Here is a 24,882-nt window from a genome sequence, read left to right as displayed (position 1 = left end):
AAGCTGTACTCGACAGTCGCACAGGACCCCTCTCTCCTCCGGCTGACGCGTCCATCGGGCACCCGAGTACCGCAACCCCACGTGGCATCTCAAGTGCCCCACCACGTCAAGTTCAGGAGACACCACTCCAGTGGCAGTCAAGATCAAGCTCAAGCGCCTCGGCAAGATCCGCTCTCCGCACTACCGCATCGTCGTCGCCGACGCCCGCACCCGCCGGGACGGCCGCGCGATCGAGGAGATCGGCATCTACCAGCCGACGTACAACCCCTCGCGCATCGAGGTCAACGCCGAGCGTGCGCAGTACTGGCTCTCGGTCGGCGCCCAGCCCACCGACGCCGTTCTCGCCATCCTGAAGCTCACCGGCGACTGGCAGAAGCACAAGGGCCTGCCGGCCCCGGCGCCGCTGCTGCAGCCGGCCACGAAGGAAGACAAGCGTCGTTCCTTCGAGGAGTTCGCCAAGGCCCTCGAGGGCATCGGCGAGGGCAAGGGCGAGGCCATCACGCAGAAGGCGAAGAAGGCCGACAAGAAGGCGGACGAGGCTGAGGCCGCCGCCGAGTCGACCGAGGCCTGAGCATGCTCGAGGAGGCTCTTGAGCACCTCGTAAAGGGCATTGTGGACAACCCCGACGACGTGCAGGTCGCCTCGCGCAACCTGCGGCGCGGGCAGGTGCTCGAGGTCCGGGTCCACCCGGACGACCTCGGGAAGGTGATCGGCCGCAACGGCCGCACCGCACGTGCCCTGCGCACCGTCGTGGGCGCCATCGGCGGCCGCGGCATCCGCGTCGACCTCGTCGACGTGGACCAGGTCCGCTGAGCAGTTGAATCACCGGCACGGGCCGGGGAGGGCATACGTGCCCGCCCCGGCCCGTCGTCGTCTGAACAGGAGAGAAGCAGTGCAGCTGGTAGTCGCGCGGATCGGCCGCGCCCACGGGATCAAGGGTGAGGTCACCGTCGAGGTGCGGACGGACGAGCCGGAGCTGCGGCTCGCGCCCGGCTCCGTCCTGCAGACCGAACCGACCGCGGCGGGCCCCCTGACCATCGAGGCGGGCCGGGTGCACAGCGGCCGCCTCCTGCTCCGGTTCGAGGGCGTCAGGGACCGCAATGCCGCCGAGGCGCTGCGCAACACCCTCCTGATCGCCGAGGTGGACCCTGACGAGCTGCCGGAGGAGGAGGACGAGTTCTACGACCACCAGCTCATCGACCTGGACGTGGTGCTGGAGGACGGCACGGAGGTCGGCCGGATCACCGAGATCTCCCACCTGCCCTCGCAGGACCTGTTCATCGTCGAGCGGCCGGACGGCACCGAGGTGATGGTCCCCTTCGTCGAGGAGATCGTCGCCGAGATCGACCTGGAGGAGCAGCGCTGCGTCATCACGCCGCCGCCCGGGCTGATCGACGACCGCGCCGAGATCGCCTCCTCGCGCGACACCGGGGAAGAAGCCTGATGCGGCTCGACGTCGTCACGATCTTCCCCGAGTACCTGGAGCCCCTGAACGTCTCCCTCGTCGGCAAGGCGCGGGCCCGCGGACAGCTCGACGTCCACGTCCACGACCTGCGGGACTGGACCTACGACCGGCACAACACCGTCGACGACACCCCGTACGGCGGCGGCCCCGGCATGGTCATGAAGACCGAGCCGTGGGGCGAGGCCCTCGACCAGGCGCTCGCCGACGGGTACGAGTCCGGCGCGCACGGCCCGGTCATGGTCGTCCCCACGCCCAGCGGCCGCCCCTTCACCCAGGAGCTGGCCGTCGAGCTCTCCGAGCGGCCCTGGCTGATCTTCACGCCCGCCCGCTACGAGGGCATCGACCGCCGCGTGATGGACGAGTACGCCACGCGGATGCCGGTGTACGAGGTCTCCATCGGCGACTACGTCCTCGCGGGCGGCGAGGCCGCCGTCCTGGTGGTCACCGAGGCCGTCGCCCGGCTGCTGCCCGGCGTGCTCGGCAATGCCGAGTCGCACCGCGACGACTCCTTCGCGCCCGGCGAGATGGCGAACCTGCTCGAAGGGCCCGTCTACACCAAGCCCCCCACCTGGCGCGGCCGGGGCATCCCCGAGGTGCTGCTCAGCGGCCACCACGGGAAGATCGCCCGCTGGCGCCGGGACGAGGCCTTCCGCCGCACCGCGCAGAACCGGCCCGACCTGATCGAGCGCTGCGAGGCGTCCGCCTTCGACAAGAAGGACCGCGAGCTGCTGAGCATCCTGGGCTGGCGGCCGACCGCCGACGGTCGATTTTGGCGCAGGCCCGAGGCCGTGGAAGAATGAGCGGCTGCTGTGTGCTCGCGTACGCCCCTGCCACAGGGGGACCGTCGTCCGCCGAGTGACCCGGCTGAAGAATTCTCTACGAAAACCCGCAACGGCGACCTGTGGCGTCGTGCGAAGAAAGCAGACGAAGAACATGTCTCACCTGCTCGACAGCGTCAACGCCGCCACGCTGCGCTCCGACGTCCCGGACTTCCGCCCGGGTGACACGATCAACGTGCACGTCCGCGTCATCGAGGGCAACCGCTCCCGTATCCAGCAGTTCAAGGGCGTCGTCATCCGCCGCCAGGGCTCTGGTGTCTCCGAGACCTTCACCGTTCGCAAGGTCTCCTTCAGCGTCGGCGTGGAGCGCACCTTCCCGGTGAACTCCCCGATCTTCGAGAAGATCGAGCTCGTCACCCGCGGTGACGTCCGTCGCGCCAAGCTGTACTACCTCCGTGAGCTCCGCGGCAAGGCCGCGAAGATCAAGGAGAAGCGCGACCGCTGATCTCCTCTCCGGATCCCGGGGACGGCCGGATAGGCTCGCCCCCGATGGACACCGAAGCAGAGCTCACACAGCGCGGCCACTCCTCCCCCGACCCGGGGGAGGGGCGGCCGCGTTCTGCGTGGGGGCGCGGTTCCGGTCCGGGAGGCCTGCTCCGGGGCGGGCGGCTGTCGGGATGGCGGCGGGCCGGGGTGCTCGGCGCGCTCTGCACGGTCTTCCTGCTGCTGCTCAGCCATTTCGTGGTCCAGCCCTTCCTGATCCCCAGCCGGTCGATGCAGCCGACGCTCCAGGTCGGGGACCGGGTGCTGGTCAACAAACTGGCGTACCGTTTCGGCGCACAGCCGAAGCGAGGGGACGTGGTGGTCTTCGACGGCACCGGCTCCTTCGTGCGCGAGCAGGCCGGGGCCGGACCGCTCGCCGGCCTGGTGCGCGGCGCGGGCTCCGCGCTCGGGATCGGCGAGCCGTCCGAGACCGATTTCGTCAAGAGGGTCGTCGGCGTGGGCGGCGACGACGTCGTCTGCTGCGACGCCGACGGACGGATCAAGGTCAACGGAGTGCCCGTGGCGGAGCCGTACCTGTACCCCGGGGACACGCCCTCGCGCGTGCCGTTCCGGATCGTCGTGCCGCTCGGCACGCTGTGGGTGATGGGCGACCACCGCTCGCAGTCCCGCGACTCCCGGGACCACCTGGGCGAGCCCGGTGGAGGGATGGTGCCCGTGGACAAGGTGATCGGCCGGGCCGACTGGATCGGCTGGCCCCCCGCCCGCTGGGGCGCCGCGGATGCGGGCGGCCATGGGTAGCCGGGGGCGGCCGCGCCGCGAACGCGGCCCGGAGCCCGAGCCGGAGCCGCAGCGGCCCGCACCGTCGCAGGGGTCCGCCGAGCCGGGGCGGCCCGCCGCGCCGCCCGAGCCGGGCGGCCGGGCCGAGCGGCGCCGGCTGGCCCGCAAGGTCCGCAGGCGCAGGCGCACCCGCCGGGCCGGCGAGGTGCCGCTGCTGGTGGTGGCGGCCCTGTGCATCGCCCTGCTCCTGAAGACCTTCCTGGTGCAGGCGTTCTTCATCCCGTCCGGCTCCATGGAGCAGACCATCCGGATCGGCGACCGGGTGCTCGTGGACAAGCTGACCCCGTGGTTCGGCTCGAAGGTCGAGCGCGGCGACGTCGTCGTCTTCAAGGACCCCGGCGGCTGGCTCCGCGGCGAGGCCGCGCGCCCGCCGCAGGACCCGGTCGGCGTCAAGCAGGTCAAGCAGACGCTGACCTTCATCGGCCTGCTGCCCTCGGCCGACGAGCAGGACCTGATCAAGCGGGTTATCGGGGTCGGCGGCGACACCGTCGCGTGCTGCGACGCCACCGGCCGGGTCACCGTCAACGGCACGCCGCTCGACGAGCCGTACGTCAATCCCGGCAACTCCCCCTCCGACATCCGGTTCGAGGTGCGCGTGCCGCCCGGACGGCTGTTCGTCATGGGCGACCACCGCGCGAATTCGGCCGATTCCCGGTTCCACCTCGACGAGGCCTTCCAGGGCACGATCTCGGAGGAGGGCGTTGTGGGGCGGGCCGTGGTCATCGCCTGGCCGTTCGGCCACTGGCGCGAACTGGAGCAGCCCGCGACCTTCCGCTCGGTGCCCGATCAGCAGCGCAGCCGGCGACGCGGCCGCCGGGGGCGCCGCCCGGGCGTGCCCGTCGCATAGTGTGTCCTCGGTCTCCCGAGCCCTAGGGAACTCCCGCTCGTTAAGGGAGGGGAGGACCCGTGTCCGTGTCGGCGCGGGCGGCAATTCCGAGTGAGGAGTGGATGTGGGGGACGTGGCGGTAGGCGCGCGGTCCGGACGCGACGAAGGCGAGGAGCGGCCGGAGGGCGCCGAGCGCGATGCCGAGCGCGATGCCCGCGAGAGCGGCGACGGCGCGGAGGACGGCGCCGAGGCGCGTCCGCACCGGTCGTTCTGGAAGGAGCTCCCGCTCCTGGTCGGTATCGCCCTGCTGCTCGCCCTGCTGATCAAGACCTTCCTGGTCCAGGCTTTCTCGATCCCGTCCGACTCGATGCAGAACACCCTGCAGCGCGGTGACCGGGTGCTCGTGGACAAGCTGACCCCCTGGTTCGGCTCGGAGCCCGAGCGCGGCGAGGTCGTGGTCTTCCACGACCCGGCGAGCTGGCTGGCCGGCGAGCCCACCCCGGAGCCCAACTTCGCGCAGCAGATCCTCAGCAAGATCGGCCTGATGCCGTCCGCGGACGAGAAGGACCTGATCAAGCGGACCATCGCCATCGGCGGGGACACGGTCGAGTGCAAGAAGGGCGGCCCGGTCGTCGTCAACGGCAAGGAGCTCGACGAGCCGTACATCTTCCCCGGGAACACCCCCTGCGACGACGCCCCGTTCGGCCCGATCACCGTGCCCAAGGGCAAGATCTGGGTGATGGGCGACCACCGCCAGAACTCCCAGGACTCCCGCTACCACATGCAGGACTCCACCCAGGGCTTCGTGCCGGTCGACAAGGTCGTCGGACGGGCCGTGGTGGTGGCCTGGCCGGTCACCCGCTGGGCGACCCTGCCCGTCCCGGACACCTTCGACCAGCCCGGCATCGGCGACCAGGCCGCGGCGAAGGCCATCGGGGCCGGTCCGGCCGCGCTCGGGCTCGCCGGCGCGGTTCCGGTCCTCCTGTGGCGCCGCCGCAGGGGGCTGACCAGCGGGACTACCGGCAGGTAGGGTGCCGCCCAGGTCGTCGATCCCGGATGTGGGGGCGCTGCAATGGGCGGAACGCAGACAAGCGGGGCGCAAGCAACGCAGGCAATACGCGGTGGAAAGGACGGCCGCGGCGGTATCGGCAACGTGTTGTCGGGCATCGCCGTGGCCGTCGGCTTCGTGCTCTTCCTGGGCGGCTTCGTCTGGGGGGCGCTGGTCTACCAGCCGTACACGGTGCCGACGGACTCGATGATGCCGACCGTGCGGCCCGGCGACCGGGTGCTCGCCCAGCGGATCGACGGCGGCCAGGTGCGGCGCGGCGACGTCGTCGTCTTCACCGATGCCGCGTGGAGCGACTCCCCCATGGTCAAGCGGGTCGTCGGCATCGGCGGCGACACCGTGAAGTGCTGCGGCCCGGGCGGCCGGCTCACCGTGAACGGCCAGGAGCTCGACGAGCCCTACGTCGACCCCGACAAGGGCCGGCCCGACCCCGTCACGGGCATCGCGGCCCCCTCCGACACCCCGTTCGAGGTGACGGTGCCCGAGGGCAACCTCTTCCTGCTCGGCGACCGGCGCGCCGCCTCGCTGGACTCCCGGGCGCACCTCCAGGAGGCCGGCCAGGGCACCGTTCCCCGTTCGGCGGTCCGCGCCCGGGTGGACGCCGTCGCCTGGCCGTCCATGACCATGCCGGCGAGGCCGCGGACGTACGCCGCCCTGCCCGGCGGGATTTCCCAGCCGGGACCGCTGAAGCTCCAGCTGGCTGCCGTGGGCGCCGGGGCGGCGCTGGTGGTGCTGGGGGCCGCGTACGGGCCGCTCGCGCGCATGCTGGGCGGCGGCCGCAGGCGCGGGCGGGCGCAGGAGCGGGCCGGTGTCCGCTGAGCCCGCCGCCGGGGGCGGCCCGCGACAGGTGTCCCGGGTGATCCTGTTGGACCCCGAGGACCGGATCCTGCTGCTGCACGGCTTCGAACCGGACGACCCGGAGGTCGACTGGTGGTTCACCCCGGGCGGCGGCCTGGAGGGCGGCGAGAGCCGCGAGGAGGCCGCCCTGCGCGAGCTCGCCGAGGAGACCGGGATCACCGAGGTCGAGCTCGGGCCGGTGCTGTGGCAGCGGTACTGCTCCTTCCCGTTCGACGGACGGCGCTGGGAGCAGGACGAGTGGTACTACCTGGCCCGGACGGCCCGGACCCGCTTCGAGATGGGCGGCCTCACGGAGCTGGAGCGGCGCAGCGTCGCCGGGGCCCGGTGGTGGACCGTGGCGGAGCTCCTCGCCTCCCGGGAAACGGTGTATCCGAAGCGGCTCGCGGCGTTGCTGCGTACGCTGCTCGACGACGGTCCTCCGGGCGCGCCGGTGGTCCTGGCGCCGGAAATCGTCTAGGGGTGCCCCGGCCTGGCGCACAATAGGGGGACGCACGGCTGAAGGGGAACATGCCATGAGCGCCGAGGACCTCGAGAAGTACGAGACCGAGATGGAGCTGAAGCTCTATCGGGAGTACCGCGACGTCGTCGGGCTGTTCAAGTACGTGATCGAGACGGAACGCCGCTTCTACCTCACCAACGACTACGAGATGCAGGTGCACTCGGTCCAGGGGGAGGTGTTCTTCGAGGTCACCATGGCCGACGCCTGGGTCTGGGACATGTACCGGCCGGCCCGCTTCGTCAAGCAGGTGCGGGTGCTGACCTTCAAGGACGTGAACATCGAGGAGCTCAACAAGAGCGACCTCGAACTGCCGGGCGGCTGATCCCGCAGGCCGGAGCCCCGGTCTCACCCTTGGGGGTGAGCGCGTCGTCCACAACGGCCTGACTTTCCACCAAGATCCACTCGCCGGACCCGCCCCCGGGATCGTCGGGGGCGGAGGTGGTGCCCGATGGACGCGAAGGGCGTGGCACGGCAGGCACTGGGGCGGTACGGCGAGGAGCTCGCGGTACGGCGGCTGACCGAGGCGGGAATGACCGTCATCGCGCGGAACTGGCGGTGTCGCAGCGGGGAGATCGACATCGTCGCGCGGGACGGGGACGCCCTCGTCGTGTGCGAGGTCAAGACGCGGCGCGCGGGGGATTTCGAACATCCCATGGCCGCCGTGCGGGCGGGCAAGGCCGAGCGGCTGCGCCGGCTCGCCGGGCGCTGGCTCGCCGACCACGGCGGACCGCCGCCGGGCGGCGTCCGGATCGACCTCGTCGGGGTCCTGCTGCCGCGGCGCGGTGCGCCGGTCGTGGAGCACGTCCGGGGGGTGGCGTGATGGGCTTCGCACGGGCCTGCTCGGTCGCCCTGGTGGGCGTCGAGGGCGTGGTGGTGGAGGTCCAGGCCGACCTCGAACCGGGGGTGGCGGCCTTCACCCTCGTGGGGCTGCCCGACAAGACCCTGGTGGAGAGCCGGGACCGGGTCCGGGCCGCCGTGGTGAACTCGGGCGCCGCCTGGCCGCAGAAGAAGCTCACCGTCGGGCTCAGCCCGGCCTCCGTGCCCAAATCCGGCGCCGGCTTCGACCTGGCCGTGGCGGCCGCCGTGCTGGGCGCCGCCGAGGCGGTCGACCCCGCCGTCATCGCCGATCTGGTGCTCATCGGGGAACTGGGGCTGGACGGCCGGGTGCGGCCGGTGCCGGGCATCCTGCCGGCCGTCCTCGCCGCGGCGGAGGCGGGCCACCGCCACGTGGTGGTGCCCGAGCCCTGCGCCGCCGAGGCCGCCCTCGTCCCGGACGTCGCGGTGCTGGGGGTGCGGACCCTGCGGCAGCTGATCGCCGTCCTGACCGACGGGGAGGTCCCCGAGGAGGAGCCGCCGGAGCGGGCCGGACCGCCGGGCGCGGGCCCGGCCGGCCTGCTGGTCCCGGGCGCGGGGCTGGGCACCGGGATCGCGCGGGGCCGGGCGGGGGCGGGAGTCGAGGCGGACCTGCCCGACCTCGCCGACGTCGCCGGGCAGCATGCCGCCCGCCGGGCCCTGGAGGTCGCCGCCTCCGGGGGCCACCACCTCTTCCTCAGCGGACCCCCCGGCGCCGGCAAGACCATGCTGGCCGAGCGGATCCCCGGCATCCTGCCGCCGCTCAGCAGGCAGGAGTCCCTGGAGGTCACCGCCGTGCACTCGGTCGCGGGCATCCTGCCGCCCGGTGACCCGCTGGTGACGCGGGCCCCGTACTGCGCGCCCCACCACTCGGCGACCATGCAGTCCCTGGTCGGCGGCGGGGCGGGGGTGCCCCGGGCGGGTGCGGTCTCGCTCGCCCACCGCGGCGTGCTCTTCCTCGACGAGGCCGCCGAGTTCAGCGCCAAGGCGCTCGACGCCCTGCGCCAGCCCCTCGAATCGGGGCGGGTCGTCATCGCCCGGGCCGCCGGGGTGGTGCAACTGCCCGCCCGGTTCCTCATGGTCCTCGCGGCGAACCCCTGCCCCTGCGGGCGGCACACCGGGCACGACGCCGGCTGCGAATGCCCGCCCTCGGTGGTCCGGCGCTACCAGGCGCGGCTGTCCGGGCCGCTGCTGGACCGGGTCGACCTGCGGGTGGAGGTCGAGCCGGTCAGCCGCTCCGACCTGCTCGGGGGCCGCGGCCGCGGCGAGGCCACCGCGGCGGTCGCCGACCGGGTCCGCGAGGCCAGGGAGCGCGCCGCGGCCCGCCTGGAGGGGACCCCGTGGCGGGTCAACGCAGAGGTGCCCGGGCACGAGCTGCGCACCCGCTGGCCCGCCGCGCCGGGGGCGATGGCCCAGGCCGAGCGGGAGCTGGAGCGGGGCCTGCTCACGGCCCGCGGCCTGGACCGGGTGCTGCGGGTCGCCTGGACCGTGGCCGACCTGCGGGGCAACGACCGGCCCGACGCGCTGGACGCGGCCGTCGCCCTGGAACTGCGCACCGGCATCGCCCGCGGCGCTCTCCTCACCCCGGGATCCGGGTCATGAGCGCCCCGCCGTGGCCGCCTGCCGACGGGGAACCGGGATCCGGACCGCGGGCGGAACCGGGCCCGGGCCGGTCCGCCGGGGGAGCGGTGTCCGGGACGGAGGACCGCGAGGACGAGGTGCGGGCCCGGGTGGCGCTGGCCGGGGTGATCGAGCCCGGGGACGAGCACGGAGGCCGGTGGCTGCGCGAGCACGGCGCCGCCGGCCTGATGCGGCTGCTGACCGGCCCCGATCCCGAGCCGGCGGAGCTCACCGGCGTCGGCCCGCAGCGGCTCGCCGGGTACCGGGCGCGGGCCGCGCTCGCCGACCCGGGGCGCCGGCTGGCCGAGGCCGCCGCGGCGGGCTGCCGGTTCGTCTGCCCCGGCTCGCCCCAGTGGCCCACCCAGCTCGACGACCTGGGCGACGCCCGGCCCGTCGGCCTGTGGGTGCGGGGCCGGCCCGACCTGCGCACCTGGGCCCTGCGCTCGGTGGCCCTGGTCGGCGCCCGCGCCTGCACCCCCTACGGCGCGCACATGGCCCACACCCTGGCCGCGGGACTCGCCGAGCGCGGCTGGGTCGTGGTGTCGGGCGCCGCGTACGGGGTCGACGCGGCCGCCCACCGCGGGGCCCTCGGCGCCGGCGGTGCCACGGCCGCGGTACTGGCCTGCGGGGTGGACGTCGCCTATCCCCGCGGGCACGCCGGGCTGCTCGGGGCCATCGCCGCCCAGGGGCTGGTGCTGGGCGAGCTGCCGGTGGGCAGCCATCCCACCCCCAGCCGCTTCGTCCTGCGCAACCGCGTCATCGCCGCCCTCACCCGCGGGACCGTCGTGGTCGAGGCCGCCTACCGCAGCGGCTCCCTGGTCACGGCCCGGTGGGCCCGTCAGCTGGGCCGCTTCACCATGGGCGTGCCCGGGCCCGCCACCAGCGGCCTGTCGGCCGGGGTGCACGAGCTGCTGCGGGCCGAGGCGGTGCTCGTCACGGATGCCGACGAGGTGGTCGAGCTGGTCGGCGGCATGGGTGAGCTGGCTCCCGCGCGGCGCGGTCCGGTCGTCGCCCGGGACCTGCTGGACCCGGACACCGCCCGGGTGCTCGAAGCCCTCCCCGCCGGCCGCCCCGTACAGCCGGGGGAGGTGGCCCTCGCCGCGGGCACCGGCACCGATGAAGTCATCGGCAGACTGTACGAACTTCACTCTCTGGGGTTCGTCGAACGGCTGGGCGACGGCTGGCGGTTGGTCCCGCGAACACGTGAAGGAGGCACTCAAACCGGTGGCCCCCGGCGAGGCGGTCGTTGACCAGGGGCGTTCCGGTGAAAGAGTGAAGGCGATGAATGACGCGGTCTTCCCGCCGGCAGCCGCCGGGACCGAGCGCCAGGCGCCGGTCCCGGGTCGCCCGTGCGAGTCGGGGCGCCGCCGGGGCCTCATACGATCCCGTACTCTTCGCGCACCGCAACACTCTCGTCACGCTACGCTCCCAAGGAATCCGGCTCCGGCAAAGGCGAAGCATGCCCCAGCACACCTCAGGGTCCGACCGCGCTGCTGTGCCCCCCGCTGCCCGCGGCAGTGTGCGGTCCACCGCGCCCTCGTCCCTGGAGGCGCTGTGGCGCGCGTACAAGGAGACGGGGGACGAGCGGCTGCGGGAGCAGTTGATCCTGCACTACTCGCCGCTGGTGAAGTACGTGGCGGGCCGGGTCAGCGTGGGCCTGCCGCCCAACGTGGAGCAGGCCGACTTCGTCTCCTCCGGGGTCTTCGGCCTGATCGACGCCATCGAGAAGTTCGACCTCGACCGCTCCATCAAGTTCGAGACGTACGCCATCACCCGCATCCGCGGCGCGATGATCGACGAACTGCGGGCGCTGGACTGGATCCCGCGCTCCGTGCGCCAGAAGGCGCGCGCCGTGGAACGGGCCTACGCCACCTTGGAGGCGCAGCTGCGCCGCACCCCCACCGAGCACGAGGTGGCCGGTGAGATGGGGATCGCGGTGGAGGAACTGCACACGGTCTTCAGCCAGTTGTCCCTGGCGAACGTCGTCGCCCTGGAGGAGCTGCTGCACGTCGGCGGCGAGGGCGGCGACCGCCTCTCCCTGATGGACACCCTGGAGGACACCGCCGCGGACGACCCGGTGGAGGTGGCCGAGGACCGCGAACTGCGCCGCCTGCTGGCCCGGGCCATCAACACGCTGCCCGAACGCGAGAAGACCGTGGTGACGCTCTACTACTACGAGGGCCTCACGCTCGCCGAGATCGGCAACGTGCTGGGCGTCACCGAGAGCCGGGTCAGCCAGATCCACACCAAGTCCGTGCTCCAACTGCGGGCCAAGCTGGCGGATGTCGGCCGCTGAGCCGCCGGTCGCTCCGTACAGTGGGAGCGTGCCCAGGATTCGAGCGGCCTCCGTGGCCGAGCACCGGTCGATGCAGCGCGGCGCCCTGTTGGACGCCGCCCGCACCCTGCTGTCCGAAGGCGGGACGGAAGCCCTGACCTTCCCCGCCCTGGCGGAGCGGACCGGGCTCGCCCGGTCCTCCGTGTACGAGTACTTCCGCTCCCGCGCGGCCGTGGTCGAAGAGCTCTGCGCGGTGGACTTCCCCGTGTGGGCCGCCGAGATCGAGGCGGCCATGGAGCAGGCGCCGACGCCCGAGGCGAAGATCGAGGCCTACGTGCGCAGCCAGCTGGGCCTGGTCGGGGACCGGCGGCACCGGGCGGTGGTCGCGATCTCGGCCAGCGAGCTGGACGCCGGTGCGCGGGAGAAGATCCGCGCGGCGCACGGCGGACTGGTCGCCATGATCGTCGAGGCGCTCGGGGCCCTGGGCCAGGAGCAGCCGAAACTGGCCGCGATGCTGCTGCAGGGCGTGGTCGACGCGGCGGTGCGGCGCATCGAGCTCGGCGCGGCCGAGGATCCGGCCGTGGTGACCGAGACGGCCGTGGCGATGGCCCTGCGCGGCGTCCGGGGCTGATCCCCGCCTCCGCCCGCCCGGCGGGCCCCGCTGCGGACGGCAGCAGGCGGGGCGTGGGCCGGGGGAGCAGGGCGAGGGGGTTGCGGTAGGCCTCGCCGGCCAGCAGGCCCCAGTGCAGGCAGGGCTCACGGCAGTGCGTGCCCTCCGTCAGCACCGCCACCACCTGGCCCGCGGCGACCTCCTCGCCCTCCCCGACCAGCGGCCTGACCGGCTCGTAGGTGGTGCGCAGGCCGCCCGGCAGGGTGAGGGAGAGCACCCCGCGGCCGGCGACGGGCCCGGCGAAGTGCACCCGGCCGGGCCCTACCGCCCGCACCGGCGCCCCCACCGGCGCGGCCAGGTCCACTCCCCGGTGCCCGGCTGCGTACGGACCCGGCGGCGGGTCCCACCAGCGGGCCACCACCAGCGGCGGGGCCAGCGGCCGGCCGCCCGCGGCCGCCGCCGGGTCCGGGGCGGAAGGCGCGGCGGCCCGGGCCGGAACCACCGCCAGCAGCAGGATGAGCAGCAGCGTCGTCATGACCGCAGCGTCCCGCACCCCTCGCGCAGGGCGACCGCGCCTGTGGACGGCCGGCCCGCTGTGGACAACGGCGTCACCTGGCATACCGCCCGGTCCCGTACACTTCTTACGGCGATCCGGGTCACCGGGTCGACTTCGCACGCCCCAGCACCGGCCGATCCGGCCGCGCGGCAGCGTCTCTCGGTCCCCTTCCCGGGGGCAGGGCGCGATGGGACGTCAGGACCAAACCGAGAAAACCAAGGAGATGGCCATGGCCGTCGTAACGATGCGGGAGCTGCTGGAGAGCGGCGTCCACTTCGGTCACCAGACCCGTCGCTGGAACCCGAAGATGAAGCGCTTCATCTTCACCGAGCGCAACGGCATCTACATCATCGACCTGCTCCAGTCGCTGTCGTACATCGACCGCGCCTACGAGTTCGTCAAGGAGACCGTCGCGCACGGCGGCTCCATCATGTTCGTCGGTACGAAGAAGCAGGCCCAGGAGGCCATCGCCGAGCAGGCGACGCGCGTCGGCATGCCGTACGTCAACCAGCGCTGGCTGGGTGGCATGCTCACCAACTTCTCCACCGTCTACAAGCGCCTGCAGCGCCTGAAGGAGCTCGAGGCGATCGACTTCGAGGACGTCGCGTCCTCGGGTCTCACCAAGAAGGAGCTCCTGGTCCTCTCCCGCGAGAAGGCCAAGCTGGAGAAGACCCTCGGTGGTATCCGCGAGATGTCGAAGGTTCCCAGCGCCGTCTGGATCGTCGACACCAAGAAGGAGCACATCGCCGTCGGTGAGGCGCGCAAGCTGCACATCCCGGTCGTCGCGATCCTCGACACCAACTGCGACCCCGACGAGGTCGACTACAAGATCCCGGGCAACGACGACGCGATCCGCTCCGTCACCCTGCTCACCCGCGTGATCGCCGACGCCGTCGCCGAGGGCCTCATCGCCCGCTCCGGCGCTGCGACCGGCGACTCGAAGCCGGGCGACAAGGCCGCCGGCGAGCCGCTCGCCGAGTGGGAGCGCGACCTGCTCGAGGGTGAGAAGAAGGCCGACGAGCCGGCCGCCGCCGAGGCCCCGGCCGCGGACGCCGAGCAGGCCTGACCCACTGGGGGCGCCCGGCGTTCACGCGCCGGGCACTCGCAGCACGGACGATGACGGCGGGGGAGCCGCGCCCACGGGCGCGTTTCCTCCGCCGTTCACCCGTAGATCTACGACTTCGAGAGAGAAGCAAAAGACTCATGGCGAACTACACCGCCGCTGACGTCAAGAAGCTCCGCGAGCTCACCGGCGCCGGCATGCTGGACTGCAAGAACGCGCTCGTCGAGGCCGACGGCGATGTCGAGAAGGCCCAGGAGGCCCTCCGCATCAAGGGTCAGAAGGGTGTCGCCAAGCGCGAGGGCCGTTCTGCCGAGAACGGTGCCGTCGTCTCCCTCATCGCCGACGACAACACCTCCGGTGTCATCGTCGAGCTGAAGTGCGAGACGGACTTCGTCGCCAAGGGCGACAAGTTCCTGGCCGTCGCCAACCAGCTGGCCGCCCACGTCGCCGCCACCTCCCCGGCCGACATCGAGGCCCTGCTCGCCTCCGAGATCGAGCCCGGCAAGACCGTCACCGCCTTCGTCGACGAGGCCAACGCCAACCTCGGCGAGAAGATCGTCCTGGACCGCTTCGCGCAGTTCTCCGACGGCTACGTGACCGCGTACATGCACCGCACGATGCCCGACCTGCCGTTCCAGATCGGCGTCCTGGTCGAGCTCGACAAGGAGAACGCCGAGGTCGCCCGCGGCGTCGCGCAGCACATCGCCGCGTTCGCCCCGCAGTGGCTGTCCGCCGAGGACGTCCCGGCCGAGAAGGTCGAGTCCGAGCGCCGCATCGCCGAAGAGGTCACCCGCGCGGAGGGCAAGCCCGAGGCTGCCATCGCCAAGATCGTCGAGGGTCGCGTCAACGGCTTCTTCAAGGAGGCCACCCTCCTCGGCCAGCCGTACGCGCTGGACAACAAGAAGTCCGTCCAGAAGGTTCTGGACGAGGCCGGTGTCACCCTGAAGCGCTTCGCGCGCATCAAGGTCGGCATCTGAGTCCGTCGGTACACGACGGACACCGGACCCCGGTAGGGTCTGAAGCAGTCGTCCGCGTCCGCGCGGAGCGACCGCAGATCTGACGAGGAGGCCATTGCCGTAGAGGGAACCGCGAGGACCCACCGGCAATGGCCTTCTTCGTATGCGCACGAGGAGATCTCCATGAATCAGGGCGTGGACCCCCACACCGCTTCCGACGACAAGAGCGACCACGGGAAGAAGGGCCGCCGCTTCATGCTGAAGCTGTCGGGCGAAGCCTTCTCCGGTGGTGGAGGACTGGGCGTCGACCCCGACGTCGTGCATGCCATCGCGCGTGAAATCGGCGCCGTGGTCCGGGACGGCGCGGAGATCGCCGTCGTGATCGGCGGCGGCAACTTCTTCCGCGGCGCCGAGCTCCAGCAGCGCGGCATGGACCGCGCCCGTTCCGACTACATGGGCATGCTCGGCACCGTCATGAACTGCCTCGCCCTCCAGGACTTCCTGGAGAAGGAGGGCATCGACTCCCGTGTCCAGACGGCGATCACCATGGGCCAGGTCGCCGAGCCGTACATCCCGCTGCGCGCCGTACGGCACCTGGAGAAGGGCCGCGTCGTCATCTTCGGCGCCGGTATGGGCATGCCCTACTTCTCCACCGACACCACGGCGGCCCAGCGCGCCCTGGAGATCGACGCCGAGGCCCTCCTCATGGGCAAGAACGGCGTCGACGGGGTCTACGACTCCGACCCGAAGAAGAACCCCGACGCTGTGAAGTTCGACGCGCTGGAGTACGGCGAGGTGCTCTCCCGCGACCTCAAGGTCGCCGACGCCACCGCCATCACGCTGTGCCGCGACAACAAGCTGCCGATCCTGGTGTTCGAACTGCTCGCCGAGGGCAATATCGCCCGCGCCGTCAAGGGTGAGAAGATCGGCACGCTGGTGAGCGACCAGGGAACCCGGGCCTGAGCGGTCCGCAGCCGGACCGGGCCCTGCGGGGCCCGGCTCGCACCGCCCGCCTGAACCATCCATTCAAGACATGCAGGAGCACGTGGTGATCGAAGAAATCCTCCTCGAGGCCGAGGAGAAGATGGAGAAGGCCGTCGTCGTCGCCAAGGAAGACTTCGCCGCGATCCGCACGGGCCGTGCGCACCCGGCGATGTTCAACAAGATCATGGCGGACTACTACGGCGCCATCACCCCCATCAACCAGCTCGCGTCCTTCTCGGTGCCCGAGCCCCGCATGGCCGTGGTGACCCCGTTCGACAAGAGCGCCCTGCGCAACATCGAGCAGGCCATCCGCGACTCCGACCTGGGCGTCAACCCGAGCAACGACGGCAACATCATCCGTGTGGTGTTCCCCGAGCTGACCGAGGAGCGCCGCCGCGACTACATCAAGGTCGCGCGCGCCAAGGCCGAGGACTCCAAGGTCTCCATCCGCTCCGTCCGCCGCAAGGCCAAGGACGCCCTCGACAAGCTCGTCAAGGACAAGGAGACGGGCGAGGACGAGGTGCGCCGCGCCGAGAAGGAGCTCGACGACACCACCGCGAAGTACGTCGCGCAGGTGGACGAGCTGCTCAAGCACAAGGAAGCCGAGCTCCTCGAGGTCTGATGAACGACTCTCCCTGGGCCACGGAGCCGGTTCCGGCGGGTCCCGCATACGATGCGCTGGTGGGACCGCACACTCGGCCCATGCCCATCGTGCCCGATGCCGCCGGCCGTGACTTCGACGACCGGGAAGCACGCGATCGGGGGGCTGCCGCTGACGGCGGCCCCCCGTTCCGCGCCGAGATGCCGCCGCAGGAGCCCATGCCCAGCCCCCCGCCCCCGCCTTCGCAGGCACCGCAGGACGCCTCGCCCCCGCCGCAGAAGAAGCGGGCCGGGCGCGACCTGCGTGCCGCCATAGGGGTCGGCGTCGGCCTCGGTGCGGTGATCTTCGCCTCGCTTTTCATCGTCAAGGCGGTCTTCGTCGGCGTCATCGTCGTCGCGGTCGTCGTGGGCCTGTGGGAGCTCACCTCCCGGCTCCAGGAGAAGAAGGGCATCAGGGCGCCGCTCGTCCCGCTGGCGATCGGCGGCGCCGCCATGGTCATCGCCGGATACGTCCGCGGGGCCGAGGGCGCCTGGGTGGCCATGGCCCTGACCGCGCTGGCGGTCCTGGTCTGGCGGATGACCGAACCTCCCGAGGACTACCTCAAGGACGTGACGGCCGGCGTCTTCGCGGCGTTCTACGTGCCCTTCCTGGCCACCTTCGTCGCGATGCTGCTCACCGCGGACGACGGCCCCCAGCGCGTGGTCACCTTCCTGCTGCTGACCGTGGTCAGCGACACGGGGGCCTACGCGGTGGGCTGGCGCTTCGGCAAGCACAAGCTCGCCCCGCGCATCAGCCCCGGCAAGACCCGTGAGGGGCTCCTCGGCGCGGTCGCCTTCGCGATGGGCGCCGGCGCGCTGTGCATGGAGTTCCTGGTCGACGGCGGCGCCTGGTGGCAGGGCCTGCTGCTCGGCCTCGCGGTCGCCGTCAGCGCCACCCTCGGCGACCTCGGCGAGTCGATGATCAAGCGGGACCTGGGCATCAAGGACATGGGCACGCTGCTGCCCGGCCACGGCGGGATCATGGATCGGCTGGACTCCTTGCTGCCGACCGCCCCCGTGGTGTGGCTGCTGCTGGCGCTCTTCGTCGGCACCGGCTGAGGGCACCGGCTGGGCCGACCGGGTTATCCTGAAGGGCGCACCACCACCTGTGGTGCGCCCTTCACCCCGTGATTGCGGGGATGCATCTCGTGTGAGGTCTCCGGCGCGGACGCGCCACCGCCATCACCTCCGCCCGTTCGGAGGTCGTCGGACCTCGTCGCCCTGAGGAAGGACCGATCATGGCACCCCGCCCCGCTCCGGGAGAGCTCACCTTCGTCGCGCCCAAGGGGGCGAAGAAGCCGCCCCGGCACCTGGCCGACCTCACGCCCGCGGAGCGCCGCGAGGCGGTCGCCGCGATCGGCGAGAAGCCGTTCCGGGCCAAGCAGCTCTCGCAGCACTACTTCGCGCGCTACGCGCACGACCCGGCCGAGTGGACGGACATCCCGGCCGGCTCCCGCGAGAAGCTCCAGCAGGAGCTGCTGCCGGACCTGATGTCGGTCGTGCGGCACATCTCGTGCGACGACGACACCACCCGCAAGACCCTGTGGAAGCTGCACGACGGCACGCTCGTCGAGTCCGTGCTGATGCGCTACCCCGACCGGGTCACCATGTGCATCTCCTCGCAGGCCGGCTGCGGCATGAACTGCCCGTTCTGCGCCACCGGCCAGGCAGGCCTGGACCGCAACCTGTCCACCGCCGAGATCGTGCACCAGATCGTGGACGGCATGCGCGCCCTGCGCGACGGTGAGGTCCCCGGCGGCCCGGCCCGCCTGTCCAACATCGTCTTCATGGGCATGGGCGAGCCGCTGGCCAACTACAACCGCGTCGTCGGCGCCATCCGCCGGCTGACCGACCCCGAGCCCGACGGCCTCGGCCTGTCGCAGCGCGGGATCACGGTCTCCACCGTCGGCCTGGTCCCTGCCATCCACCGCTTCGCCGACGAGGGCTTCAAGTGCCGCCTCGCCGTCTCGCTGCACGCCCCGGACGACGAGCTGCGCGACACCCTGGTCCCGGTCAACACCCGCTGGAAGGTCCGCGAGGTCCTCGACGCGGCCTGGGAGTACGCCGAGAAGTCCGGCCGCCGGGTCTCCATCGAGTACGCCCTGATCCGCGACATCAACGACCAGGCCTGGCGGGGCGACCTCCTCGGCCGGCTCCTCAAGGGCAAGCGCGTCCACGTCAACCTGATCCCGCTGAACCCGACGCCGGGCTCGAAGTGGACCGCCTCGCGCCCCGAGGACGAGCGCGCCTTCGTCGAGGCCATCGCCCGCCACGGGGTGCCGGTGACGGTGCGCGACACCCGCGGCCAGGAGATCGACGGCGCCTGCGGCCAGCTCGCCGCCTCGGAGCGCTGACGCGCACGCCGCCCCGGCGCCCGCGCTCCGCAGGCCGACCGGTGCCGGCGCGCTGACCTGCGCAGTTGCCTGCGGTACCGTCGGGAGGCCGGGTGCGGCCACGGGGTACTCTGTGGCCGTACCCATTTGCATATTCCGACAGGGGAGCGCCACAGCGCTGAGAGTGCGGTCACCGTCCACCGCAGACCCTCTGAACCTCGCCCCGGTCATTCGGGGTAGGAAGTTCGGTCATCACTCAAGCTGTTGCGCCCTGCCCGGCGTCCGCTCCTGACAGCGCCGGGCAGGGCCGCGTCTTCTCCTGGTCATCCCAGGAGGAATCCACCAGTGAGCACCACCAGGAAGATCGCGGGCGCCGTGCTCGCGACCGCGTTCGGCGTGGCCACGCTCAGCGCCTGCGGCGGCGACGGCAAGGACAAGCCGGCCGCCGGCGGGAGCGAGTCGCCGAAGCAGAAGACGATCACGCTCGTCTCCCACGACTCCTTCAACGTGACCGACACGGTCCTGAAGGAGTTCGAGCAGCAGAGCGGCTACACCGTGAAGGTCCTCAAGTCCGGGGACGCGGGCGCCGCCCTCAACCAGGAGATCCTCACCAAGGGCTCGCCGCGCGGCGACGTGTTCTTCGGGGTGGACAACACCCTGCTCTCGCGCGCCCTCGACAACGGCATCTTCACGCCGTACGAGGCCAAGGGCCTGGACGGGGTCAAGCCCGAGTACGTCCTCGACAAGCAGCACCGGGTCACCCCGGTCGACTCCGGCGACATCTGCGTCAACTACGACAAGGCGTACTTCGCCGACAAGAAGCTGGCCCCGCCGCAGACCCTGGACGACCTGGTCAAGCCCGAGTACAAGGACCTGCTCGTCACCGAGAACGCGGCGACCTCCTCGCCGGGCCTCGGCTTCCTGCTGGCCAGCGTCGGCAAGTACGGCGAGGACGGGTGGAAGGACTACTGGAGCAAGCTGAAGGCCAACGGGGTCGAGGTCGTCGACGGCTGGGAGCAGGCCTACAACGAGCGCTTCTCCGGCTCCGCGGGCGGCAAGAAGGCCAAGGGAGACCGCCCGCTGGTCGTCTCCTACGCCTCCAGCCCGCCGGTCGAGGTGCTCTACGGCGAGCCGCAGCCGGCCGAGGCGCCCACGGGCGTGTCCACCGGCACCTGCTTCCGCCAGGTCGAGTTCGCCGGCCTGCTCAAGGGCGCGAAGAACGAGGAGGGCGGCAAGGCGCTGATCGACTTCCTGATCGGCAAGAAGTTCCAGGAGGACATGCCGCTCCAGATGTTCGTGAACCCGGTGGTCAAGGACGCGAAGCTGCCGGAGCTGTTCACGAAGCACGGCGTGGTCATCGACAAGCCCCAGAACGTGGCTCCCGAGACCATTGCCAAGAACCGTGAGCAGTGGGTCAAGACGTGGTCCTCGATCGTCGTGAAGTAGGCCACGAAGCCGCAGGGGCGGCCGCGGACGCAGCCGCACGCCGCCCCCGCGCAGGCCGCCTCCGCGCAGGCGCCGCCGCGCCGCGCGAGGGCGCACGCGGTACGGCCGTCAGGCTCGCCCTGATGGCCGTACCGCTGGCCTTCTTCGGGCTGTTCTTCGCCTATCCCGTCGCCGCGATCGTCGGCCGGGGCGTGCGGACCGACGCCGGCTGGCAGCTCGGCCGCATCGGCGAGGTGCTGTCCCGCCCGGACATCGCCGGCGTCCTGTGGTTCACCGCCTGGCAGGCGCTCGCGTCGACCGTGCTGACGCTGCTGGTCGCACTGCCCGGCGCGTACGTCTTCGCGCGGTTCGACTTCCCCGGCAAGCAGCTGCTGCGGGCCGTGGTCACCGTTCCGTTCGTGCTGCCGACCGTGGTCGTCGGGACCGCGTTCCTGGCGCTGGTCGGGCGGGGCGGGCTGCTCCAGGAGCTGTGGGGCGTCCGGCTGGACACCACCGTGTGGGCGATCCTGCTCGCGCACGTCTTCTTCAACTACGCCGTCGTCGTCCGCACCGTCGGCGGGCTGTGGGCCCAGCTCGACCCGCGGCAGGAGGAGGCCGCCCGGGTGCTGGGCGCCGGGCGCTTCGCCGCGTGGCGGCGGGTCACGCTGCCCGCTCTGGCTCCGGCGGTGGCGGCCGCCGCCCTGATGGTGTTCCTGTTCACCTTCACCTCCTTCGGCGTCGTGCAGATCCTCGGCGGGCCCTCGTACGCCACGCTCGAGGTCGAGGTCTACCGGCAGACCGCACAGCTGCTGGACCTGCCCACGGCCGCCGTCCTGACGATGGTGCAGTTCGCCGCCGTCCTGCTGATCCTCGCCGTCCACGCCCGGACCGTGCGCCGGCGCGAGACGGCCCTGCGGCTCGTGGACCCCGCCCGGACCGCGCACCGGCCGCGCGGCGCGGGGCAGTGGGCGCTGCTGGGCGGGGTGCTGCTCGGGGTGGCGCTGCTGATTGTGCTGCCCCTCGGCGTCCTGGTGGAGCGGTCCCTCGACGCGCCGGGCGGGTACGGGTTCGGCTTCTACCGGGCGCTGCAGAGCGCGGGCGCCGGCGGCGGAACGTTCCTCGTCCCGCCGCTGGAGGCGGTCTGGAACTCCCTGCAGTACGCGCTGGCCGCCACCGCCATCGCCGTGCTGGTCGGCGGCCTCGCCGCGGCCGCCCTGACCCGGCGCGGGGGCCGGTTCGTCCGCGGCTTCGACGCGCTGCTGATGCTTCCGCTCGGGGTCTCCGCCGTGACGGTCGGCTTCGGATTCCTGATCACCCTGGACGAGCCGCCGCTGGACCTGCGGACCTCGTGGATCCTGGTGCCGCTGGCGCAGGCGCTGGTCGGCGTGCCCTTCGTGGTGCGCACCATGCTGCCGGTGCTGCGGGCCGTGGACGCGCGGCTGCGGGAGGCCGCCGCCGTGCTCGGCGCGTCCCCGCTGCGGGCCTGGCGGGAGGTGGACCTGCCGCTGGTGCGGCGGGCCCTGCTGATCGCTGCCGGGTTCGCCTTCGCCGTCTCGCTCGGGGAGTTCGGCGCGACCGTCTTCATCGCACGGCCGGACCGGCCGACGCTGCCGGTGGCCGTGGCCCGGCTGCTCGGGCGGGCCGGCGGGCTGAACTACGGGCAGGCGATGGCCCTGAGCACGATTCTGATGCTGGTGTGCGCGGCGTCCCTGCTGGTGCTGGAGCGGCTGCGCCCCGACAAGACCTCGGGAGAGTTCTGATGACGTTGCTCGAACTGGCCGGCGTGTCGGTCCGCTTCGGAGAGCGCACCGTCGTCGACTCCGTGGACCTCCGGGTCGCCGAGCACGAGACCGTGTGCGTGCTCGGTCCGAGCGGCAGCGGCAAGTCCACGCTCCTGCGGGTCGTCGCCGGGCTCCAGGCGGTGTCGTCGGGGCGGGTCCTGCTGGGCGGGGCGGACCAGGCCAGGGTGCCCGTGCACCGGCGGGGGGTCGGCCTGATGTTCCAGGACCACCAGCTCTTCCCGCACCGGGACGTCGCCGGGAACGTCGCCTTCGGCCTGCGCATGCGCGGCTGGGCCGACGGGCGCGGCCGGGCGGCGCGCGCCGCCGCGTACACCGCACGCGTCGCGGAGCTGCTGGAGCTGGTCGGGCTGCCCGGCGCCCAGCGCCGCTCGGTGTCCTCCCTGTCGGGCGGCGAGCAGCAGCGGGTCGCCCTGGCCAGGGCGCTGGCCCCGTCACCGCGGCTGCTGATGCTGGACGAACCGCTGGGACAGCTGGACCGGGGCCTGCGCGAGCGACTCGTGGTGGAGCTGCGCGAGCTGTTCTCCCGGCTGGGCACCACCGTGCTGGCCGTCACCCACGACCAGGGCGAGGCGTTCGCCCTGGCCGACCGGGTGGTGGTGATGCGCGAGGGCCGCATCGCGCAGGCCGGGACGCCGCTGGAGGTCTGGCAGCGGCCCGCCTCGGAGTTCGTGGCGCGCTTCCTCGGCTTCGAGAACGTGGCCCCGGCCACCGTTGCGGGCGGCGCCGCGGAGACCGCCTGGGGCAGGGTCCCCGTGCCCGACGGCTCGCCCGAGGGCGAGCAGCAGGTCCTCATCCGCCCGGCGGGAGTCCGCCTCGGCACGGACGGCCTGCCCTGCGAGGTGCTCTCGCGGACCTTCCGCGGCACGCACGTCGCGCTGCTGCTGCGCCCGCCGCGGGGCCCCGCCCTGGAGGCCGAGTGCGACCTGGCCGCAGCCCCGTCCCCGGGGGACCGGGTCGGCGTCACCTTCGCCCCGTCCGAGGTGGTCGTCCTCCCGTCGCCGGCCTAGCGGGCCGGGGCCGGTCCCGCCCGCTGCCGCGTAGCGCCCCCAGGTACACCCCGGCCAGGACGAGCGGGGTGCCCAGCAGCAGCGAGGCGGTCAGCGGCTCGGCGTCCAGCCGGGCCGAGGCCACGATCGCCACCACCGGGACCACGACGAACGCGTACGCGGCCCGGGCCGCGCCCCAGTGCTGGATCACCAGCAGGTAGCAGACGAAGACGAGCACCGAGCCCGCGACGACCAGGTACAGCAGTGCCCACCAGGTGGCGGCGCGCCCGGGCAGCACCCAGCGTTCCCCCGCCGCGGCCGACGCGGCGAACAGGGCCGCGGCGCCGGCGCCCATCCCGACCGCGTTCATGGTCACCGGGTGCACCTTCGGGATCCGCTGCGCCAGCACGGCCCCCTCGGCGAACGACACCACGCTCCCGAGCAGCGCCGCGAAGGACGGCAGCGGCACCGACGCCTGCAGCGGTGCCCGGGAGATCACCGCGACCCCCGCCACGGCGCACAGGGTGCCCGCGGTGGCCGACGCCCGCAGGCGCTCCTGCCGCTGGAGCACGGCGAGAAGCAGGGTGACGAGCGGGACCAGCGCGAGCAGCGTCTGCCCCAGGCCCGCATGGATCTCCACGAGCGCGTAGTACGTCAGGGCGAAGGTGACGCCGAAGTTGAGCAGCCCGTACGCCACGGCGCCGGCGAGGGCCCGGCCGCGCGGCAGCGGCAGGCGCAGGGCGGCCGTGACGCCGGCCAGGAGCACCGCCGCCGCCCCGAACCGCAGGGCGGCGCCCCACAGCGGGTCGAGTTCGCGCAGGCAGAACCGGACCCCGACCGCATTGCCGCCCGCGAGCACGGCCCCCGCGGCGAAAGCCGCCGGCGCCACCCGGTCGGGACGCTGGTCCATCCCCTCACGGTAGGGCGCAGCCCGACGGCGCGCCGTCCGGCACCGGGCAGCGCCCGGTTGCCGTGGCTAGCGGGCTTCGGCCGGCTCCGGCTCCGTTGCCCCGGCAGGGGCTTCGGCACCGTCGTGGTTGCCGTACCAGGCGACGGCCACCGCGCCGGCCACCGCGAGGACGAAGCCGACGGCGGCCAGCCAGGCCAGCCCCGGCCGGGACGCATCGCCCAGCCAGAGCACGCCGATCGCGCCGGGCAGGACCGTCTCGCCGACCACCAGCGCGGCCGTGGCGCCGTTGACCGAGCCGATCTGGAGGGCGACGGTGTGCAGGTACATGCCGCCGACCCCGGCCAGCACGATGGCGTACAGGGCGGGGTCGCCGAGCAGGGAGGCGACGTCGAACGGGTCGATGCCGTTCAGGATCCGCACGCCGACGCCGAGCGCGCCGAAGGCCAGGCCCGAGAGCAGGCCTGCGAGGATCGCCGCCCGCGCGCCCAGCAGCCGTACCGCGACCGTGCCGCCGCCGATGATCAGCACGGTCACGCCGAACAGCCACCAGTGCGTGGACATCGGGGCGTGGTGGCCGCCCTCGTGCCCGGCGGCCGTCGCCAGCAGCACCAGCGCCGCGCACACCACGCCGATGGAGATCCACTCCTTGCGGGTCAGCCGGATGCCGAGCATCCGCACACTGAGGACCGCCGTGATCACCAGGTTGGCGCTGATGACCGTCTGGGACAGGAAGAGGGGCAGCAGCCGGGCGGCGAGCGCGCCCAAGCCGAAGCCCGCGAAGTCCAGGACGGTGCCGAGGATGAACTCCCAGGTCATCGCCGCCTTGGCGGTGGACGACAGGTTGGGTCCGCCGTGCGCCGTCACCCCGGCCTCGGCGGGGGTCGTACGGGCCGCCCGGCGCGAGCCGACGGCTTGCAGGACGGATCCCGTGCCGTAGCAGATGGACGCCGCTATCGCGGTCAGCAGGCCTATGAGCACCGAGCGCTCCGTTCACGTCTGGCAGGTTTTGCGGTACCTCTGCCAGACGTGAGAACGGG

Annotated in this window: 26 protein-coding genes, 2 pseudogenes and 1 riboswitch; of the genes and pseudogenes, 25 read left to right on the top strand and 3 right to left on the bottom strand. The window is 72.7% G+C overall.

Annotated elements, in window-relative coordinates; all coding sequences use genetic code 11:
• Nucleotides 1–130 precede the first annotated feature (130 nt).
• The 16 genes and pseudogenes from rpsP to AB0953_RS25905 all read left to right on the top strand — a co-directional run bounded on the left by rpsP (nucleotide 131) and on the right by AB0953_RS25905 (nucleotide 12,212).
• Nucleotides 131–571, top strand: coding sequence for a 30S ribosomal protein S16 (gene rpsP, locus AB0953_RS25980; RefSeq protein WP_361905637.1), 441 nt, complete (start codon nucleotides 131–133; stop codon nucleotides 569–571).
• 2 nt (nucleotides 572–573) lie between these two features.
• A complete protein-coding gene (locus AB0953_RS25975) occupies nucleotides 574–813 on the top strand; it encodes an RNA-binding protein (RefSeq protein ID WP_007266827.1) in 240 nt (79 codons plus the stop codon).
• 79 nt (nucleotides 814–892) lie between these two features.
• Entirely contained in the window at nucleotides 893–1,444 is a 552-nt protein-coding gene (gene rimM / locus AB0953_RS25970; protein ID WP_366861981.1) for a ribosome maturation factor RimM, read from the top strand.
• A complete protein-coding gene (gene trmD, locus AB0953_RS25965) occupies nucleotides 1,444–2,265 on the top strand; it encodes a tRNA (guanosine(37)-N1)-methyltransferase TrmD (RefSeq protein ID WP_366861980.1) in 822 nt (273 codons plus the stop codon). The genes rimM and trmD overlap by 1 nt, the downstream gene beginning before the upstream one ends.
• A 133-nt stretch (nucleotides 2,266–2,398) precedes the next feature.
• Nucleotides 2,399–2,749, top strand: coding sequence for a 50S ribosomal protein L19 (gene rplS, locus AB0953_RS25960; protein WP_361905632.1), 351 nt, complete (start codon nucleotides 2,399–2,401; stop codon nucleotides 2,747–2,749).
• A 44-nt stretch (nucleotides 2,750–2,793) separates the two neighbouring features.
• Entirely contained in the window at nucleotides 2,794–3,546 is a 753-nt protein-coding gene (lepB, locus tag AB0953_RS25955; RefSeq protein ID WP_366861979.1) for a signal peptidase I, read from the top strand.
• A gap of 136 nt (nucleotides 3,547–3,682) precedes the next feature.
• Nucleotides 3,683–4,594 (top strand): annotated as a pseudogene (gene lepB, locus AB0953_RS25950) (signal peptidase I); the annotation flags it as partial.
• Nucleotides 4,545–5,441, top strand: a complete 897-nt coding sequence (gene lepB / locus AB0953_RS25945; protein ID WP_366861978.1) for a signal peptidase I — start codon at nucleotides 4,545–4,547, stop codon at nucleotides 5,439–5,441. The pseudogene lepB (AB0953_RS25950) and the gene lepB (AB0953_RS25945), both read left to right, overlap by 50 nt.
• 42 nt (nucleotides 5,442–5,483) lie before the next feature.
• A complete protein-coding gene (lepB, locus tag AB0953_RS25940; protein WP_366861976.1) occupies nucleotides 5,484–6,296 on the top strand; it encodes a signal peptidase I in 813 nt (270 codons plus the stop codon).
• Nucleotides 6,286–6,792 (top strand): NUDIX hydrolase, encoded by a 507-nt coding sequence (locus tag AB0953_RS25935; RefSeq protein WP_366861975.1) that lies wholly within the window; start codon nucleotides 6,286–6,288, stop codon nucleotides 6,790–6,792. Before lepB (AB0953_RS25940) ends, AB0953_RS25935 begins: the two co-directional genes overlap by 11 nt.
• A 55-nt stretch (nucleotides 6,793–6,847) precedes the next feature.
• Nucleotides 6,848–7,156, top strand: coding sequence for a DUF2469 domain-containing protein (locus AB0953_RS25930; RefSeq protein ID WP_014675276.1), 309 nt, complete (start codon nucleotides 6,848–6,850; stop codon nucleotides 7,154–7,156).
• A gap of 126 nt (nucleotides 7,157–7,282) precedes the next feature.
• A complete protein-coding gene (locus tag AB0953_RS25925; protein ID WP_366861974.1) occupies nucleotides 7,283–7,654 on the top strand; it encodes a YraN family protein in 372 nt (123 codons plus the stop codon).
• A complete protein-coding gene (locus AB0953_RS25920; protein WP_366861973.1) occupies nucleotides 7,654–9,288 on the top strand; it encodes a YifB family Mg chelatase-like AAA ATPase in 1,635 nt (544 codons plus the stop codon). Before AB0953_RS25925 ends, AB0953_RS25920 begins: the two co-directional genes overlap by 1 nt.
• Nucleotides 9,289–9,374: 86 nt before the next feature.
• Nucleotides 9,375–10,556 (top strand): DNA-processing protein DprA, encoded by a 1,182-nt coding sequence (dprA, locus tag AB0953_RS25915; protein WP_366861972.1) that lies wholly within the window; start codon nucleotides 9,375–9,377, stop codon nucleotides 10,554–10,556.
• A 209-nt stretch (nucleotides 10,557–10,765) separates the two neighbouring features.
• The gene (gene whiG, locus AB0953_RS25910; RefSeq protein ID WP_366861971.1) at nucleotides 10,766–11,602 is read left to right on the top strand and encodes an RNA polymerase sigma factor WhiG; all 837 of its coding nucleotides are present in this window, start codon (nucleotides 10,766–10,768) and stop codon (nucleotides 11,600–11,602) included.
• A 52-nt stretch (nucleotides 11,603–11,654) separates the two neighbouring features.
• Nucleotides 11,655–12,212: a helix-turn-helix domain-containing protein gene (locus AB0953_RS25905; RefSeq protein WP_366862022.1), complete on the top strand. Its 558-nt coding sequence runs from the start codon at nucleotides 11,655–11,657 to the stop codon at nucleotides 12,210–12,212.
• Nucleotides 12,213–12,300: 88 nt separating this feature from the next.
• Here the strand turns inward: AB0953_RS25905 and AB0953_RS25900 are convergent.
• Nucleotides 12,301–12,726, bottom strand: a pseudogene (locus AB0953_RS25900) (M23 family metallopeptidase); the annotation flags it as partial.
• Nucleotides 12,727–12,976: 250 nt separating this feature from the next.
• On the opposite strand from AB0953_RS25900, the gene rpsB reads away from it, so the two are divergent.
• The 9 genes from rpsB (at nucleotide 12,977) to AB0953_RS25855 (ending at nucleotide 22,956) form a co-directional block, all read left to right on the top strand.
• A complete protein-coding gene (gene rpsB / locus AB0953_RS25895; RefSeq protein ID WP_366861970.1) occupies nucleotides 12,977–13,813 on the top strand; it encodes a 30S ribosomal protein S2 in 837 nt (278 codons plus the stop codon).
• 137 nt (nucleotides 13,814–13,950) lie between these two features.
• Nucleotides 13,951–14,787 (top strand): translation elongation factor Ts, encoded by an 837-nt coding sequence (tsf, locus tag AB0953_RS25890; RefSeq protein WP_366861969.1) that lies wholly within the window; start codon nucleotides 13,951–13,953, stop codon nucleotides 14,785–14,787.
• A gap of 162 nt (nucleotides 14,788–14,949) precedes the next feature.
• Complete coding sequence (gene pyrH / locus AB0953_RS25885) at nucleotides 14,950–15,729, top strand: UMP kinase (protein ID WP_361905611.1); 780 nt, start codon at nucleotides 14,950–14,952, stop codon at nucleotides 15,727–15,729.
• An 85-nt stretch (nucleotides 15,730–15,814) separates the two neighbouring features.
• A complete protein-coding gene (gene frr / locus AB0953_RS25880; protein WP_366861968.1) occupies nucleotides 15,815–16,372 on the top strand; it encodes a ribosome recycling factor in 558 nt (185 codons plus the stop codon).
• Nucleotides 16,372–17,448, top strand: coding sequence for a phosphatidate cytidylyltransferase (locus tag AB0953_RS25875; RefSeq protein WP_366861966.1), 1,077 nt, complete (start codon nucleotides 16,372–16,374; stop codon nucleotides 17,446–17,448). Before frr ends, AB0953_RS25875 begins: the two co-directional genes overlap by 1 nt.
• A 179-nt stretch (nucleotides 17,449–17,627) precedes the next feature.
• Nucleotides 17,628–18,743, top strand: a complete 1,116-nt coding sequence (gene rlmN / locus AB0953_RS25870) for a 23S rRNA (adenine(2503)-C(2))-methyltransferase RlmN (protein ID WP_362175701.1) — start codon at nucleotides 17,628–17,630, stop codon at nucleotides 18,741–18,743.
• 130 nt (nucleotides 18,744–18,873) lie between these two features.
• Nucleotides 18,874–18,983, top strand: a riboswitch (TPP riboswitch).
• A gap of 84 nt (nucleotides 18,984–19,067) precedes the next feature.
• Nucleotides 19,068–20,168 (top strand): thiamine ABC transporter substrate-binding protein, encoded by a 1,101-nt coding sequence (locus AB0953_RS25865; RefSeq protein ID WP_366861964.1) that lies wholly within the window; start codon nucleotides 19,068–19,070, stop codon nucleotides 20,166–20,168.
• Between the two features lie 122 nt (nucleotides 20,169–20,290).
• Nucleotides 20,291–21,907 (top strand): iron ABC transporter permease, encoded by a 1,617-nt coding sequence (locus AB0953_RS25860; RefSeq protein ID WP_366861963.1) that lies wholly within the window; start codon nucleotides 20,291–20,293, stop codon nucleotides 21,905–21,907.
• Nucleotides 21,907–22,956, top strand: a complete 1,050-nt coding sequence (locus tag AB0953_RS25855; RefSeq protein ID WP_366861962.1) for an ABC transporter ATP-binding protein — start codon at nucleotides 21,907–21,909, stop codon at nucleotides 22,954–22,956. Before AB0953_RS25860 ends, AB0953_RS25855 begins: the two co-directional genes overlap by 1 nt.
• Here the strand turns inward: AB0953_RS25855 and AB0953_RS25850 are convergent.
• Both AB0953_RS25850 and AB0953_RS25845 read right to left on the bottom strand, forming a co-directional pair.
• Nucleotides 22,910–23,845, bottom strand: coding sequence for a DMT family transporter (locus AB0953_RS25850; RefSeq protein ID WP_366861961.1), 936 nt, complete (start codon nucleotides 23,843–23,845; stop codon nucleotides 22,910–22,912). The genes AB0953_RS25855 and AB0953_RS25850 overlap by 47 nt on opposite strands.
• A gap of 66 nt (nucleotides 23,846–23,911) precedes the next feature.
• A complete protein-coding gene (locus AB0953_RS25845; protein ID WP_366861960.1) occupies nucleotides 23,912–24,823 on the bottom strand; it encodes a hypothetical protein in 912 nt (303 codons plus the stop codon).
• Nucleotides 24,824–24,882 lie beyond the last annotated feature (59 nt).

It is taken from the genome of Streptomyces sp. NPDC046866 (genome assembly GCF_040704625.1).
Classification (GTDB): domain Bacteria; phylum Actinomycetota; class Actinomycetes; order Streptomycetales; family Streptomycetaceae; genus Streptomyces.
Note: the sequence above shows the minus strand (reverse complement) of the source record. Positions and strands in the feature narration are given on the sequence as shown.